The 15,806-nt window shown below is 68.4% G+C and carries 16 protein-coding genes; 4 read left to right on the top strand and 12 right to left on the bottom strand.

The window, feature by feature from the left end:
- Window positions 1–9: 9 nt before the first annotated feature.
- From HQ325_RS04820 to HQ325_RS04805, 4 genes are all read left to right on the top strand, one after another.
- Complete coding sequence (locus tag HQ325_RS04820) at window positions 10–795, top strand: SDR family NAD(P)-dependent oxidoreductase (protein WP_222626943.1); 786 nt, start codon at window positions 10–12, stop codon at window positions 793–795.
- 1 nt (window position 796) lies between these two features.
- The gene (locus HQ325_RS04815; RefSeq protein ID WP_222626942.1) at window positions 797–1,963 is read left to right on the top strand and encodes an ABC transporter ATP-binding protein; all 1,167 of its coding nucleotides are present in this window, start codon (window positions 797–799) and stop codon (window positions 1,961–1,963) included.
- A gap of 62 nt (window positions 1,964–2,025) precedes the next feature.
- Window positions 2,026–3,684, top strand: a complete 1,659-nt coding sequence (locus HQ325_RS04810) for an iron ABC transporter permease (RefSeq protein ID WP_222628893.1) — start codon at window positions 2,026–2,028, stop codon at window positions 3,682–3,684.
- A gap of 10 nt (window positions 3,685–3,694) precedes the next feature.
- Window positions 3,695–4,459 (top strand): SDR family NAD(P)-dependent oxidoreductase, encoded by a 765-nt coding sequence (locus HQ325_RS04805; protein WP_222626941.1) that lies wholly within the window; start codon window positions 3,695–3,697, stop codon window positions 4,457–4,459.
- 3 nt (window positions 4,460–4,462) lie between these two features.
- Here the strand turns inward: HQ325_RS04805 and HQ325_RS04800 are convergent, their stop codons facing one another.
- From HQ325_RS04800 to HQ325_RS04745, 12 genes are all read right to left on the bottom strand, one after another.
- Entirely contained in the window at window positions 4,463–5,479 is a 1,017-nt protein-coding gene (locus tag HQ325_RS04800) for an MBL fold metallo-hydrolase (protein ID WP_308014252.1), read from the bottom strand.
- The gene (locus HQ325_RS04795; protein WP_222626940.1) at window positions 5,476–5,811 is read right to left on the bottom strand and encodes an EthD domain-containing protein; all 336 of its coding nucleotides are present in this window, start codon (window positions 5,809–5,811) and stop codon (window positions 5,476–5,478) included. Before HQ325_RS04795 ends, HQ325_RS04800 begins: the two co-directional genes overlap by 4 nt.
- A 92-nt stretch (window positions 5,812–5,903) precedes the next feature.
- Window positions 5,904–6,527 (bottom strand): TetR/AcrR family transcriptional regulator, encoded by a 624-nt coding sequence (locus HQ325_RS04790; protein WP_222626939.1) that lies wholly within the window; start codon window positions 6,525–6,527, stop codon window positions 5,904–5,906.
- 69 nt (window positions 6,528–6,596) lie between these two features.
- Window positions 6,597–8,114, bottom strand: a complete 1,518-nt coding sequence (locus tag HQ325_RS04785) for a class I adenylate-forming enzyme family protein (protein ID WP_222626938.1) — start codon at window positions 8,112–8,114, stop codon at window positions 6,597–6,599.
- The gene (locus HQ325_RS04780; protein WP_222626937.1) at window positions 8,111–9,205 is read right to left on the bottom strand and encodes an alcohol dehydrogenase catalytic domain-containing protein; all 1,095 of its coding nucleotides are present in this window, start codon (window positions 9,203–9,205) and stop codon (window positions 8,111–8,113) included. Before HQ325_RS04780 ends, HQ325_RS04785 begins: the two co-directional genes overlap by 4 nt.
- Window positions 9,205–9,987, bottom strand: a complete 783-nt coding sequence (locus HQ325_RS04775; protein WP_222626936.1) for an SDR family NAD(P)-dependent oxidoreductase — start codon at window positions 9,985–9,987, stop codon at window positions 9,205–9,207. Before HQ325_RS04775 ends, HQ325_RS04780 begins: the two co-directional genes overlap by 1 nt.
- A 13-nt stretch (window positions 9,988–10,000) precedes the next feature.
- A complete protein-coding gene (locus HQ325_RS04770) occupies window positions 10,001–10,762 on the bottom strand; it encodes an SDR family NAD(P)-dependent oxidoreductase (protein ID WP_056446422.1) in 762 nt (253 codons plus the stop codon).
- Window positions 10,759–11,961, bottom strand: a complete 1,203-nt coding sequence (locus HQ325_RS04765) for an acyl-CoA dehydrogenase family protein (RefSeq protein WP_042575773.1) — start codon at window positions 11,959–11,961, stop codon at window positions 10,759–10,761. The genes HQ325_RS04770 and HQ325_RS04765 overlap by 4 nt, the downstream gene beginning before the upstream one ends.
- A gap of 51 nt (window positions 11,962–12,012) precedes the next feature.
- The gene (locus HQ325_RS04760; protein WP_222626935.1) at window positions 12,013–12,984 is read right to left on the bottom strand and encodes a phosphotransferase family protein; all 972 of its coding nucleotides are present in this window, start codon (window positions 12,982–12,984) and stop codon (window positions 12,013–12,015) included.
- A complete protein-coding gene (locus HQ325_RS04755; protein ID WP_222626934.1) occupies window positions 12,981–14,189 on the bottom strand; it encodes an acyl-CoA dehydrogenase family protein in 1,209 nt (402 codons plus the stop codon). Before HQ325_RS04755 ends, HQ325_RS04760 begins: the two co-directional genes overlap by 4 nt.
- Before the next feature lie 31 nt (window positions 14,190–14,220).
- Window positions 14,221–15,372: a thiolase family protein gene (locus HQ325_RS04750; protein ID WP_027504433.1), complete on the bottom strand. Its 1,152-nt coding sequence runs from the start codon at window positions 15,370–15,372 to the stop codon at window positions 14,221–14,223.
- Window positions 15,369–15,773, bottom strand: a complete 405-nt coding sequence (locus HQ325_RS04745; protein WP_222626933.1) for a Zn-ribbon domain-containing OB-fold protein — start codon at window positions 15,771–15,773, stop codon at window positions 15,369–15,371. Before HQ325_RS04745 ends, HQ325_RS04750 begins: the two co-directional genes overlap by 4 nt.
- Between the last annotated feature and the right edge of the window lie 33 nt (window positions 15,774–15,806).

Here is a 15,806-nt window from a genome sequence, read left to right as displayed (position 1 = left end):
GAGGTGATCATGGACGCTCGGACAGCGCCTTCACACGGCTCACGTGTGCTCGTCACCGGCGCCGCGCGCGGCATCGGTGCGGCATGTGCCGCGCGCTTCGCCTCTCTCGGAGCGACCGTGTACGTCACGGACGTGGACGACGAGGGTGGTCGCGCCGTCGCCGACGCCCTCGGACCGTCGGCGCGCTACCTGCATCTGGACGTGGCGTCGGAAGCCGAGTGGGACGCGTGCGTGCAGAGAATCGAAGCGGACGGTGGAGGCCTCGACGTGCTGGTGGCCAACGCCGGGGCGGCGCACCGCGGCGACATCGCCGACACCTCACTGGCCGACTTCCGCCGCATGCTCGACATCAACCTGGTCGGCACCTTCCTCGCCCTCAGGGCGGCGAGCACTGCCGTGAAGTCCGGCGGTTCCGTGATCACGGTCTCGTCCCTGCGCGGAATCCTCGCGACAGCGAAGCTCGGTGCCTACGGCGCCTCGAAATTCGGGGTGCGGGCCCTCACCCGAGTGGCTGCGCTCGAGTTCGCCGAGCGGGGGATCCGGGTCAACTCGGTGTGCCCCGGAAGCATCGACACCGACATCACCGGTAGCGAGGACTTCGCCGACCACGATGTCGCCGGCTACGTGCGCACCATTCCGATGCAGCGTCGGGGCACCACCGCCGACGTCGCGGACGCCGTCGTGTTCCTCGCCGGATCCGAGAGCAGCTACATCACGGGAACCGACCTCGTCGTCGACGGCGGTCTGGCGGCCGGCGCGCGAACACCCACACACACCTCTGGACAGAAGGCATGAGATGACCGATCGCTTCACCATTTCCGGACTGACCAAGACGTACGGCAGCACGAAGGTCGTGGACGGTCTCGACATCGACATCGAGCAGGGCGAGTTCCTGGTTCTTCTCGGCCCGAGTGGCTGTGGGAAGACCACCACGCTGCGGTGCCTCGCGGGGCTCGAGACGCCCCAGGGCGGGCGTATCTCGTTCAAGGACAGGACGGTCTTCGACGCGGACCAGCGAGTCGACGTCCCCGCGCACAAGCGCAACATCGGCATGGTCTTCCAGTCCTACGCCCTGTGGCCGCACATGACGGTGCGCCGCAACATCAAGTACCCCCTCGACGTCCGCGGACTCACCAAGTCCTTCGGGCCGGGAGCCGTGGAGGCAGCGGCCGACATGGTGGACTGCGGGGCCCTGCTCGATCGGTACCCGTCTCAACTCAGTGGCGGTCAACAGCAGCGTGTGGCGGTAGCTCGCGGTCTGGTGGCGCGGCCGGATCTCATCCTCTTCGACGAGCCGCTCAGCAACCTCGACGCGCGGCTGCGCGATCAGGTCCGTTCTCAAATCCACCGTCTGCATCGCGAACTCGGGTTCACCGCCGTATTTGTGACCCACGACCAGTCCGAGGCCTTCGCACTCGGAGACCGCCTCGCGATCATGAAATCCGGCCGCATCGAGCAGCTCGACACGCCGTCGAACGTATTCGAGAACCCCGGGTCGGACTACGTCGCGGCGTTCATCGGTATGGCCAACAAGCTCGAACTGCGCAGAGCACACGATGGCTGGCAGACGTCCGCGGGTGACGCGATCGATCTCCGGGACTCGGTGGTCCGCGACCGCGCCGACGAGGGCGACTCCGCGGTCGCACGGCTACGTCCGGACGACCTGCTCCTGCACCGCAGCATGGCCGAGGTCCCGCCGGGCCACGTCGGACTGCACGCCGCCCTCGTCGATCACGAGTACGGAGGCCGGCACTTCGACGTGACCGTGCGGTCCGGCGCCGAGACACTCACCCTGCGTGCGTCGGCCGCCGAGCACGGCCTCGCGCTGCGTTCGGCCGAGCCGGGTGACGCCGTGGTCGTCTCCTTCTCCCCCGCAGCGCTGCGGGTGTTCCCCTCGGCGCCCTCCACCGCGACAGCCGCGGACACCGCACCCGTCGCCGCAGCAGTGGGGAGCGCATCGTGACCGCCACCCTCACACCCCCCGACACCGACACGACGCCGCCGCCGGCGGGACGACGGTCACGGCTGACCGGCCCCTGGCGTGCCCGGCTCGGTTACGGCATTCTTCTCGCCGTTCTCGCCTATCTGGTCGTCCTCCCCATGGTGCGTCTGCAGATGCTCGCGTTCGAGGACGGAGCGCGGGGCTACCGCAGCCAGTACGGACGGTTCGACATCGCCCAGACACTGTGGACGACAGTGATTCTGGCGCTGGGATCGCTCGTCATCGCGCTCGTTCTCGGCACCCTGCTCGCCTACGCCGCGAGCCGCCTTCCGGCGCGACTGGGGTTCCTCAAGATGATCCCCATCCTGCCCATCGTGCTTCCCGCGGTCGCCAACATCGTCGGCTGGGCCTTCCTGCTGTCACCGGGACCCGGCTACCTCAATGTCGTACTGCGCGCGCTGCCCTGGTGGAGCGATCTCGAGAGCGGCCCCGTGGACGTCTACACGGTGCCGTGGATCGTCATCCTGACCGGATTCGGTCTGACGTCGTTCGTCTATCTCTTCGTGTCCTCGGGGATGGACAACATCAGTTCGGAGCACCTCGAGGCCGCTCGGATCAGCGGATCGTCCTCGATGGGTGTGTTCTTCCGTATCGTTCTCCCCCTGCTCCGTCCGTCGCTCATCTACGGCGGTGGTATCGCGTTCCTCCTCGGACTCGGCCAGTTCACCGGACCACTCCTGTTGGGTCAGAACAGCGGAGTGAAGGTCCTCACCACCGAGATGTACCGGCGGGTGTCGGAATCACCGTCCGACTTCGCGGCCGCCGCCGCTGCCGGTTCACCCCTCGTCCTGTTCGGACTGGCGCTGGTTCTGGTGCAGAAGATGTTGCTGGGCAACCAGAGCCGGTTCGTCACTCACGGCGGCAAGGCGTTCTCCGCACCCTCGGGCCGCGGAACGTGGGCGGCCGTCACCATCAGTGTGTACGCCCTGTTCGCGCTGCTGATTCCCGTCGTCGGACTCGTCATCGTGTCGCTGACCCCGTACTGGTCGGACACCCTGACCCTGGATCTGTTGACGCTGGACAACTTCCGGGCCCTCATCTCCGACGACGCGATCGTCTCGTCCGTGCTCACCAGCATCCTCACGTCCCTCGCCGCGGTGGCCGTGTGCATCCCCATCGGGTACGTCATGGCCAACCTGTTGGTCCGCGGCCGGCGCTTCCGCGTCCTGGGCATGATCGGCGACTTCATCACCGCCCTGCCACTGGGTATCCCCGCGGTCATCTTCGGTGTGGGGTTCCTGCTCACGTACACCGAACCTCCGCTGATCCTCTACGGAACCCGAACGGTGATCGTGCTCGTCTACATCGTGCTGATGTTGCCGTTCTCGGTCCGACTGCAGATGACGGCGATGCTCGCGCTGGGCAACACCTACACCGAGGCCTCCGCAACCAGTGGCGCCTCGCCTGTGGTGACAAACCTGCGAATCCTGTTGCCGCTCATGCGAGGAGCCATCTTCGGCGCCGTCGCCCTGATGTTCATCCTCCTGACTCACGAGTTCGCCGCCTCGCTCCTCGTGCGTGCCTCGACGACCCAGGTCATGGGCACCCTGCTCTACGACATGTGGCAGAACGGGTCGTACCCGCTCGTCGCGGCGATGGCGCTGCTCATGACCGCAGTGACCACCACCGGAGTCGCGATCGCCATGCTCGTCGGCGGTCGCAACGTCCTCAGCAAGCTCTGAAAGGCCCACCATGCCCGAAGGCAGTACTCGACTGACCGACAAGGTGGTCCTCGTGACCGGCGCCACCGGCGGAATCGGTGTCGACATCGTGACGAGGCTGGCGTCCGAGGGAGCCAGCGTGATCGTCACCGATGTCGACCAGAGCGCCTGCGACGCGGCGGTGCACGCGCTGGAACGCCCCGACTCGCACCTGGCGTGCGCGCTGGACATCACCGACGAGGAGCAGTGGGCGGCGACCCTCGCCCTCGTGGAGGACCGTCACGGCACGCTCGACGCCGTCGTCAACAACGGTGCGATCGGATCGCTCGCCACCGTCGTCGACGAGACGGTGGAGCAGTATCGCCGCGTCGTCGAGGTGAGTCAGACCGGTACGTGGCTGGGAATGAAGCACGCCGGCGCCCTGATCGAGCGGACCGGCGGCGGATCGGTGGTCAACATCTGCTCCATCCTCGGCAGCGTCGGCGGACTGGGCAACAGCATCGCCTACGCCGCGGCGAAGGGTGCCGTGCGGACCATGACGAAGAACGCAGCGCTGCACTGGGCCCGCCTCGGGGTGCGGGTCAACTCGATCCACCCCGGTTTCATCGCGACCCCGCCACTGCTCGCACGCTACGAGGGCACACCGCGCCACGAGGCCATGCTGGCCGGCACACCGATGGGACGACTGGGTTCCGGCGCGGAAGTCGCTGCCGCGGTGGCGTTCCTGGCCGGTGACGATGCACGCTTCGTGACCGGCACCGAGCTGTACGTCGACGGCGGGTGGACCGCCGCCTGAGTCCTAGGCGGCGCTGAACACGTCGACGCCGTCCTGGTTCTCCACACGCAGCACGCCCCGGTGGCCGTCCAGATCGAGGTGGGCCAGGGTCTCGCAGACCGCGACCATGCGATCGAACGTTCCGAGATCCGCGAACGGTCGATCACGACGGGTCCACGGAAGGCGTTCGGCGACATCGAGGCCGGTCGCCCGGGTCAGGTCGGCGACGACCGCCCGGGTCGCCGCCAAGCGGCGGGCGTGGTGATCGAGGAGTTCGCGCACGCGCGCGTGCAGACCGACACCGGTGTCCCCGTGGGCGGGCAGCACGGTGCGATCCCGATCGTCGAGCATCATCTCCAGCGACTGCAGGTAGTGCCCCAGGGGCAGGTCCCACTCACCGAGTTCGAATCCGATCGACGGGGTGATGGTCGGCAGAACGTGGTCGCCCGTGTAGCTGATGTCTCGGTCGAGATCGTGGAACACCATGTGGCCCTTGGTGTGGCCGGGCGTGTGCACCGCGGTCAACCGGTGTCCGGGGATGTCGAGGGCGCCCTCGGTGAGCCACGCGTCCGGCGGCTCCCAGTCGTCCGAGTCGAAGTCCTCGTCGCTGGTGTCCAGGCGAACCGCTCGCGCGATGCCGTCGGCGCCGGCCCGTTCCAGCTCACGCAGTGACGATGTCGGCATGTTGGAGGCCAGCTCCCCGATGGCGACGATCCCCGGCGCCTCGGCCGACCCGAGGTGGATGCGGCAGCCGTGTCGACGGCGGAGGTCGACGGCGAAGGTGTAGTGGTCACGGTGGACGTGGGTGACGAACACGTCATGCACGTCGTCCGGACGGTGACCGAATTCGGCCAGGGCGGTGCGGAATTCGTCGTAGGTGCCCGGTCGTCGCCATCCTCCGTCGATCAGCGCGAGGCCTCGATCGGTTTCCAGGGCATAGACGTTGATGGCACGGAGTCCGTCGGACGGCATCTGCAGTGGCACCCGGTGGATGCCGTCCGCGATCCGAACGGATCCCGGATCGGACCACCGGGCGGTCACGAGGTGGTCGACGTGTCGGCGACCATGGTCCGCTCGTCGCCGTACCAGATCATCCGTCGCCCACGCATGGTTCCGACGTGCTCGACGGCGACCTTCCACTCCGGACTGGCGAGCGCGGTCTCGAGATCGTCGCGCGAGGCGAAGCTCAGAATGGACAGACCGTCCCACCCGGCGCTGCGCTCGTCTATCGAGTGGACGATGTCGATGTGCTGCCACCGCAGCAGGCCCGGGAGAGGGTAGGTCACCTCCGCGTGCTCACCGCGCCACCACGCCATGAACTGCTCGTGCGTCCAGTCGTTCGGACGGGCGGCGAGAACCATCAGATCGAACATGATTTCCTCCAGAGTGTGGTCGACATGAATTCGGTTCGGTACAGGTGGACGTGATCGACATAAATGGCCGAGCCGGGCTCACCGCCCAGCGGTCAGGGGCGCACCATCTTGAGCACTGCGGTGGTGACGGTCTCGGCGATCTCGTCGAGGGTGGCGGAACCGTTCGGCCGATACCATCGCCATACGCTGATGACGAGCGCGAGGACCAGGCGTCCCACGGTCTTCGGATCTCCCTCGGCGAAGACCCCGTCGTCCATGCCACTGGCGATCAGTCTCGTCCACCGACGCTCGATCTCCTGGACCAGCTCGCGGGACTGGAGACGCTCGGCCTCCTCCTTCCCCGACTGCCGCTCCGTCGCCAGAAGGTCCATGTGGTTCTGCAGGATCCGGCGCTGCAGAGCGTCCAGCGGCGAGGCCTGGAGAGCTCCCGCGACGGCGGCTCGCAGCGCCGCCTCCGGGTCGCTCGGGTCGGCCGTGGCCGCGTCGAAGCGCTCGACAGAATCCGCCAGTTCCAGACGCATGATGGTGAGCAGGCAGTGCGCTTTGGATTCGAAGTAGTGGTAGAGCGCGGTCTGTCCTATTCCGACCTCGTCCGCCACCGACGCCCACTTGGTGTGGTCGTAGCCCACCCTGCCGAACTGCTCGATGGCGACGGTGAGAATACGAGAACGCTTGGAGCGCGGGCTCTCGCGGCGTGCCGTCGTTCCGACGCTCATCGCGGCACCCGCGAAGACCGGCCCGGCCGGCCTCCGGCCTTCCCGCAACGTGTCCGCATCGTGATCATGCTACGCGTCCCGAGGTGAATTCGGATCGGGAACACCGGCGAGACGTGCTGCGATCCGCACGGCATCCGGCCGGGAGAGCTTCCCGACACGGTTCTGCGGCAGATCGTCCACAGCGAAGACGTACTCCGGCCAGTTGTGTCGTGGCACGCCGCGACGGGACAATCCGTCCGTCACCTCGGCCAGACCTAGAGCGCGTCCGTCGGTCACCACGAGGGCTCCGGCGCGCTCGGACAGCAGCTCGTCCGGGATCGGCACCACGCAGACCTGCACGATTCCGGGGACGCCGGCCACCGCCGCCTCGACCTCGTTGATGTCGATGTTGCGACCACCACGGATGATGATCTGTTTCTGCCTGCCCATCACGGTGATGGTGCCGTCGGTCGCCACCTCGACGAGGTCACCGGTCGGCAGGAATCCGTCGTCGGTCAGTGTCGGTGCAGCGACCTGCCCTCCCCGCGCGTACCCGACGAACATCGATGGTCCGCGGACCTGCGCGTCACCGATCTCCCCGGTGCCCACGTCCTCCCCCGCACCGTTCACGGCCCGCACGATCGTGCCGGGGAACGGCCGTCCGTCCGTACCGAGGCGAAGCGGAGGATCGTCGTCCGGGGTCGCGGTCGTGTGACCGAGGCATTCCGACATGCCGAACACCCGGAGGAACGTCGTTCCCAGGAACTGCTCGGCCCGTTCGAGAGCCGACGCGTTCATGGGCCCCCCGCCGACCGTCATCGCCCGCATCCCCGCGAGTCGACCGGCCCCGTTCTCGACGAGGGACAGCTGCAGCGCCATCGTCGGCACCAGCATCGTCCAGCGGACGTCGTGGGCGGCCATCGCGTCGAGTGCGGCCGCCGGTGACCACTTGCCGATCGACACCATCGGTCCGCCCACGAACAGCGGCAGATACATCCCGAAACATGCTGCGGCGACGGAGGACAGGGGGACGAAGGCGCCCACCGCGTCGCCCGGCCGCAGACCCACGGCGTCCCTCGTGCACGAACAGGCGTAGCGCAGTGCGTCCTCGGACTGGACGACGCACTTCGGGCGACCGGTGGATCCGGAGGTCATCGCGATGACACTGCCTCCGTTCCAGCGCGACACACCTCGCGGGTCACCACGGCGAGCACGCAGATGACGGTCACCGACCGCCGCGTCGCCCGACGGGAAGTCCTGGTCGGACACCCCCCACTGTTCGAGTGTGCGGAGGTCGGCCACCACCATGTCGGGGTCGACGTCCTCGACGGCGAGCACGAACTCCGATGCTGTGGCGTGCGGGCTGAGCACGGCGACCACGCCTCCGCGCAAACCGACCGACAGTGCGGTTGCCACCGTCTGCCAGGTGTTGTCCGCCTGGATCAGCACCGTGGGAGGTGTGGGGTCGTGCTGTGCCATGTGCTCGGCTCCGCGTTCGGCGGCAGCCATCACGTCGGCCAGTCGATGGGTGCCGTGCAGGTCGATCACGGCGATCGCGTCGGGGTGTTCCCGGACGCGGTCTCGCAGTTCGAGCGCGAGGGTCTTCACTGACAGTGGTCCTTTCCGGCATCACGTTCTGGGGTGGGCTCGTCGGACGTGGTGGGCAGGAGCACGGTTCGGCCGGCGTCCTCCCCGGCACGCAGACGCGCATAGGCGTCGATCGCCTCGTCGAGAGGTCGCGTGGTCACCTCGGGCAGCAGCGCCCCGGACTCCGCGAGCGCCACCACCTCCACCAGATCCGCGCGACTGCCCCAGAAGGGGGCGGAGACCTGCCACCCGGCGGCGATCCCCCGGTTCTTGGCCACCGACACGGACCCACCCGCGCCGCCGACCACTACCAGGCGCCCTCCGGGTGCGAGCGTCGCCAGCCCCTCGGCCATCGTGTCGTCGCTGCCGACGAAGTCGAACACCACGTCCACGCCCCCGAGATCCTTCGTGGCCGAGGCCGCCTCGGCCAGTGACGGGTACACCGCGGTCGCGCCCATGGTCGACGCGGATCGCCGAGCCGCGTCGCGCGGATCGACGGCCACGACGTGGCCGGCTCCCAGCAGCGAAGCCATCCTGACGGCAAGGTGACCCAGTCCGCCGACACCCACGATCACGACCACGGCGTTCGAGTCGAGGAGGTCGGCCTGACCGCTGACGGCGTGATGCACGGTGGCGCCCGCATCAGCAAGGGGCGCTGCGAGTTCCGGTGCCAGGGAGCCGGTGTCGACCAGCACGCCGCTGTGCGGAACCACCATGTACTCGGCCAGTCCGCCCGGCGCGCCGAGGCCGTTGCCGATCACGGCGAGCCTGCCGTCGACCGGCCGCAGTGCCAGACAGTAGTTCTCCCGACCCCGGCGGCAGTTACGGCAGGTCCTGCAGGACCACACGCCGTGGACGACCACGGACGATCCCACCGTGCTGCCGTCGGCATCGGGGCCGGCAGCGACGACGCGTCCGGCCACCTCGTGTCCCAGTGTGAGCGGCAACGGGTAGTCGAACCGTCCGGAGGGCGCATCGCAGACGGACAGGTCGCTGCGACACAGACCCGCCGCCGTGACTTCGAGCAGCAGCTGCTCGCCCGTCGGTTCGGGAACGGGAATGTCCCTCAGCTCGGGAGCGGAGCCCCACTCGAGCAGTTGCACGGCCAGCATCAGCGCGCCGTCCAGCCGCCGTCGACCACCAGGGTGTGCCCGGTGACGTACGACGAGGCATCGGAGGCGAGGAACAGCACTGCGCCGTCCACCTCGCCCGCGGTGCCTCCGCGACCGAGCATCGTGTTGCGCCGCACCCACCCGGCCGACTTCTCGTTCTCGAACAGCCCGTCGGTCATCTCGGTGTCGAACCACCCGGGGACCACCGCGTTCACGCGGATGCCCCGTCTCCCCCACTGCCCGGCGAGTTCGCGGGTCAGCCCGAGCACACCGGCCTTGGATGCCGCGTAACTCGCACCGCCGATGGGGGCGGTGGACACGAGACCCACGACGGACGAGATGTTGACGATCGACACCGGGGCGGAGTCCGGCGTCGTCGAGGCGACGTGCACCGCCAGGTGGAAGCCTGCGAGGAGGTTGACCTCCAGGATCGCGGAGAAACCCTCCGCGGTCTCCTGCTCCGCGTCCGGTGGGCCGGGCATCCCGGCGTTGTTGATCAGGATGTCCAGGCGCCCGGTCTCCGCACGGCACCGATCCACCAGCGCTCGACGGTCCTCGTCCGAGGTCACATCGCATCGCACGGGAACGAGGCCCGGGACGGTCTCCGCCACCGCGGCCAGACGATCCGCGCGACGTGCCGCCGCGTACACCGTGGCTCCGGCGGCGGCGAGCGTCCGGGCGAACCCGAGACCGAGACCGGACGACGCTCCGGTCACCACCGCTGTTCGGCCGGTCAGATCGAACAAGGCGGCAGGGCTCGGGGTGTCGTTCACTTCTGTCACGTCCACGCCCTCCTCAGTAGACCGCGGTGCGGCCGCCGTCGACGGGAATGATGGCACCCGTCGTGTACGACGAGGCGTCACTCGCGAGATGTACGACGAGACCGGCGATCTCCTCGGGGCGACCCAGACGTCCCGACGGCAACCGGTCGACGATCTTGCCGACGAACTCGTCGTCCCAGTGCTCGGCCATGTCCGTTGCAAATCCCCCGGGCATCACGCAGTTCACTCGCACGTGCGGCGCATACTCCTGCGCGAACGCCATGGTCAGCGCATTGAGGCCGTTCTTGGCCGCGGCGTACATGGCCTCGGGCGGGCTCGGTCGAACAGCTCCGATGCTCGAGATGTTGATGATCGACCCGCGCCCGGCGGCCGCCATCCGCGCTCCGGCCACTGCCATCAGCCTGAACGGACCCTTGAGATTGACCTCGATAGTTTTGTCCCACAACCCTTCCGTCACTCCGACGAGGTTCTCGGACAGCGGTGCGATGCCGGCGTTGTTGACCACGACATCGAGGGAGCCGAACTCGTCGACGATGGCGTCGACCGCGGGTTCGATCTCGTCCCAGCGACCCACGTGCAGAGCGCGGGCGTGAGCGCTGCCCACCGTCGACGGTCCGAGTGAGGCGACTGCTTCCTCGCACGCCTCGAGTTTGCGGCTGGACACCACGACGGTGGCTCCCGCGTCGCGCAGTCCACGAGCGATGGCCAGGCCGAGTCCGCGGCTCGCGCCGGTCACGAGGGCCACTCTGCCGGTGAGGGAATGCATGTCGGTCATCGGTACTTCTTCGTCTCGAGGCGGGCGATCGTGCGGAGGTGGACCTCGCTGGGTCCGTCCGCGATCTGGAGGGCGCGGGTGATGGCGTGCAGACGTGCCAGGACGAAATCGTCGCTGACCCCGGCCGCTCCGAACGTCTGGACAGCGCGGTCGACCACCTTGTGCGCCACCTCCATCGCCGCGACCTTGATCGCGGCGACCTCGGAGCGCGCCGAGGCGTTACCGCGGGTGTCCATCATCCAGGACGACTTCAGGACCAACAGTCGAATCTGGTCGATCTCGATACGGCTGCGGGCGATCCACTCGCGCACGACACCGCGATCGGCGAGCGGGGCACCGAACGCGACCCGGTCGAGCGAACGGCGGCACATCATCTCCAGGGCGCGCTCGGCCATGCCGACGGCGCGCATGGCGTAGTGCATCCGGCCCGGCCCGAGGCGACCCTGCGCGATGGCGAAACCGTCGCCCTCGGCTCCGAGCATGTTCGAGGCCGGCACTCGGACATCGGTGAACTGGACGTCGCCGTGCCCGAGACGGTCGTGGAAACCGAACATCGGGAGATCGCGCAGCACCTCGATGCCGGGACTGTCGGCCGGAACCAGGATCATGCTCTGCTGACGGTAGGTCGGACCGTCCGGATCCGACTTGCCCATGAAGATGATGAGCTTGCAGTCCGGGTCGAGAACACCCGAGGTGTACCACTTTCGGCCGTTGAGCACGTACTCGTCACCGTCGCGCCGGATCGTCGAGGTGATGTTGGTGGCGTCGGAGCTGGCCACGGCCGGTTCGGTCATGGCGAACGCGGACCGGATACGACAGTCGAGCAACGGCTCGAGCCAGTCCTTCTTCTGCTCCTCGGTACCGAACATGGCGAGGATCTCCATGTTGCCGGTGTCCGGGGCGGAGCAGTTGATGGCCTCGTTGCCGATGATCGAGCGCCCGACCACCTCGGCGAGAGGGGCGTACTCGAGGTTGGTGAGTCCGGCTCCGAGTCCGTCGTGCGTCATGAACAGGTTCCACAGTCCCTGCGAGCGCGCGGTCTCCTGCAGTTCGCGCATCACCGCCGGCTGCTCGTGCTTGTTCGTGTTCGCCGCGATCTGCGCGTCGTACACCTTCTCGGCGGGCAGAACATGATCGGTCATGAATGTCTCGAGGGTCTCGAGCAGCGCGTCGGTACGAGCACTGTAGGAGAAGTCCACGGTTGGCCTCCTGGAGGGCGGATCGAGCGTGTGAATGCGAGGACGGGGGGCTCAGGCGAGCAGGGCGGTGCCGGTGTCGATGAGCCGAGAGATGGTGGCGGGCAGCTTCTCCTGATCCGGATCGTGATGACGACCCTCCCGGTGACGACGCAGATTGTGGCCCATGATGGCGGCCATCTTGAGTCGTCCCAGGGCATCGAACCACGGCAGGTCGGGCAGGTCGCGTCCCGTGCCGGCGTAGATCTCCACCAGCTCGTCGGCGCTCGGCAGGCCGGGGACCGACCGCCCGACACCCGGGAAGTTGTCACCGTCGGCGAAGACGAGGAACCACCCCAGCTCGACTCGGGGGTCGCCCACACTCCAGATCTCCCAGTCGATGAGCGCGACCGGCTCGGTACCGTCCGCGATCAGATTGCCCAGGCGATAGTCACCGTGCACCAGCGTCGACGAGACCGCATCCGGGACTCGGGCACCGAGGAGGCTCAGCAGTCTGTCTCCGCCCTCCACCAGTTCCGGTGGAACGGCGCCGAGCGTGCGAGCCCACCGGGCGAGTTCGTCACCCGGTGTGAGTGTGGGACCGGCGTCGGGTACCGCCCGGTGATCGACCGCGTGCAACTCGGGCAGGACCGCTGCCGCACGACGCATGCGCGCGGCCGCCAGCTCCGGGTCGACCGCCGGGTCGTCCAGAACAGGCTCGAGCGACTCACCGCGGACGAATGTCATGGCGTACCAGGAGGGCTCGGTGTCGTCGACCATCACGATCGTGGGCACCGGCACCGACGTACCCGCGAGTTCCCGCATGATGGTGGCCTGCCGCAGCATGTCGTGGCGCCCGACGGGGCGCTGCCCTGCGGGCACGGCCTTGACCACCAACTCGGCGTCGTCGGTCCGCACGCGGTAGGTCAGACCGGAGTGCCCTCCGAGGAGTGGATCGAAGCTGCGCAGCGATCCGAGGCCGCCGGCCTCGAGCTTCTCGGCGACGCGCTGCTGCAGTGCGGAGTGTGTCGTGTCGTCGGTGGTCACGGCCTCGGCTCTCGGGGAAGGCCGAGAACGCGCTCGGCGATGATGTTGTGTTGGATCTCGTCGGTGCCGCCGGCGATGCGGTATCCGGGTGCGCCCAGGACGTGTTCCGTCCAGGCGAACGTGCCCCATTCACCGGTGTCGGACACCAGATCGGAGCCCAGCATCCGGCGGACCGCCGCCGATGTCCGGGACATCGTGGTGGTCGCGAGCAGTTTGCCGACGGACGCCTCGGGGCCGGGATCGCGTCCGGAGACGACGACGCCGGCGACGCGCATGGCGGTGACGCGCTGAACGTGGCTGTGCACGACGAGATCAGCAACCTGGTCCAGCTCGATCTCGGTGAGGGGCCGACCCAGGTTGCGCGCCAGTTCCACGGCCCGGTCGGCGTTCGCCAGTCCGAGGTTGCCACCGTCGAGTCGTTCGGCCGCCAGCACGGTGAGAGCGACCTGCCACCCCTGCCCCTCCGGGCCGAGACGGTGCGCATCGGTCAGCCGCACGTTCTCGAGGTACACCTCGTTGAACGAGCTGCCACCCGTCATCTGCCGGATGGGGCGGACGGAGACGCCCTCCGCGTCCATCGGGACCAGGAAGACGGTGAGGCCCTTGTGCTTCGGGACCGAGGAATCGGTGCGGCACACCGCCACCCCGATGTCCGAGACCGTGGCTCCCGACGTCCAGACCTTGTGGCCGTTCAGCACCCACCCGTCGCCGTCACGGACCGCGCGGGTGCGGACGGCCGCGAGGTCGGAACCGGCCTCGGTCTCCGAGAAGAGCTGGCAGGCCATGAGGTCGGTGCGCAGCATCGCTCGCACGTACGTGGCGCGCTGCTCCGGCGTGCCCCATTTCTCGATCGTGGGCGCCACCAGTTGCTGTGTCACGGAGAACATCTCGGTGCGACGCGGGACATCGAACCGGTCCTCCGCGCGGCGGAAGGCGAGTACGTGGGAGAGCGGAAGATCTCGTCCACCGTATTCCGCCGGCCAGTCGAGCGGACCCCACCCGGCATCGAACTTCCGCCGTTCGTAGTCGCGGATGACGTCGGTGTGTCGTCGTTCCTCCTCGGGCGTCCAGTTCTCGAAGACGGCCACCGAGTCGGAGCCCTCGCCCCACGTCGTGCTGGTCCGCGGTGCGGCCACGCTGCTGAGCCACGCCGTCGCCTCGGCGGTGAAGGCTCGGACGTCGGACGACACGGTGCTGGTACTCATGGACTGACCTCGCTGGTCGGATCGGACTGGTTCAGACGGACAGAACGGTGCAGGCGCTGATGCCCGGTGCCCCGTAGACATGGGTGAAGCCGATGGACGGCCCGCCCGGCACCTGACGATCGCCGGCCTCCCCACGCAACTGAGTGACCACCTCGTGCACCTGGCGCAGACCGGAAGCCCCGATCGGTTCACCGTTCGCGATGCACCCACCGTCGGTGTTGACGGGCAGACGCCCGCCGATCTCGGTGGCCCCCTCGGCGATCCACTGCTCCTGCTCGCCGTGCTCGCAGAAGCCGCACTCGGCCATGTGCATGAGCTCGGCCCCACTCTCGGTGTCCTGCAGCTGAGCCACGTCGACATCCGACGGGGAGATCCCGGCCTGCTCGAACGCGGCTGCCGCAGCATCCGCGCTGACGCTGGTCGGCTCGCCGACGCCCTGGACGGACGGACTGAAGACCTCGAACGAGCCGAATCGCCGCGTCCGATGGGTGATGGCGCGCAACCGGATCGGTCGGCCCGTCAGCCGCTCGGCCACCTCGGGTGAGGCCACGATCACGGCCGCTCCGCCTTCGCCGGGAGAACAGAACATGTAGCGCGTGAGGGGATCGTTCACCATGTCGGCGGACGCGATCGCCTCGGCCGACATGGGTTCGCGGCGCCACGCATTGGGATTGAGCGCGCCGTTGCGGTAGGACTTCTCGGCCACGCGCGCGAGCGTGTCCGGGGTGATGCCGTGCTGACGCATGTACCGGGAGATCTTCGCGCCGAAGAACTGGGTGGTCACCATGAGACCCGCCTCGCCGTACCCCTCGGACAGACCCCACTCCGCCGGCGTGGGGTCGAACGCACCGCGTGGGTGCTTGTCGAAGCCCACTGCGAGACCGATCGACGCCGATCCCGCCCGTACGGCGTTGACCGCCGAGAACAGGGCGCTGCCGCCCGTGGCGCAGCCGTTCCGCACGTTGGTGAACGGCAGGCCGGTGAAACCGAGCTCGCTGACGAGCGTGTCGGCGAGGCCCGCGGAGTCGCTGCCGCCGAACGCCACATCGACGTCCGGCCAGGCGATGCCCGCGTCGGCGAGCGCGGCGGTGATGGCCGAGACGGCCATCGCGCGGCCGCTGACACCGGGCTGGCGACCGAACTTCGACAATCCCACTCCGACGATGACCACGGACTCGCTCATACTGTGTCTCCCAGTGTGCTCGGTGCAGACGACGGGTCGGCCGCGACGACCTCGAACCGGGGAACCGGGACGACGGCCGTGAGGTGGACGAGCGCTCCGTGCAGATCGTCGACGTTCTCGGTGTCGAGAATCGCCTCGATGCGGATGCCCTCGCTCAACTCGACCCAGCCGACCGCGAACGGGGTGAACCCGCCCGCGGGTGGCATGTACGGCGGCGACTTTGGCGGGAAGCGCTGCACCGTGTGGGCCCACACGGTGCCCGACGTACTCAGGTCGACGGGTTCTGCCGTGGGCGTGACGCACCGGGAGCAGAGGGTCGACGCCGGGTACGCGACCGTGCCGCACACAGTGCATCTACTGCCCTGTAACACCACCCGCTGTGTCCCGAGACCGTTCGTCATCGTGATCCTCCCGCTCCCCGCCGACCGTCGTTC

This window comes from Rhodococcus sp. BP-349 (genome assembly GCF_019835845.1).
In the GTDB taxonomy this organism is placed as follows: domain Bacteria; phylum Actinomycetota; class Actinomycetes; order Mycobacteriales; family Mycobacteriaceae; genus Rhodococcoides.
This window is presented reverse-complemented; position numbering and strand designations above follow the sequence as displayed.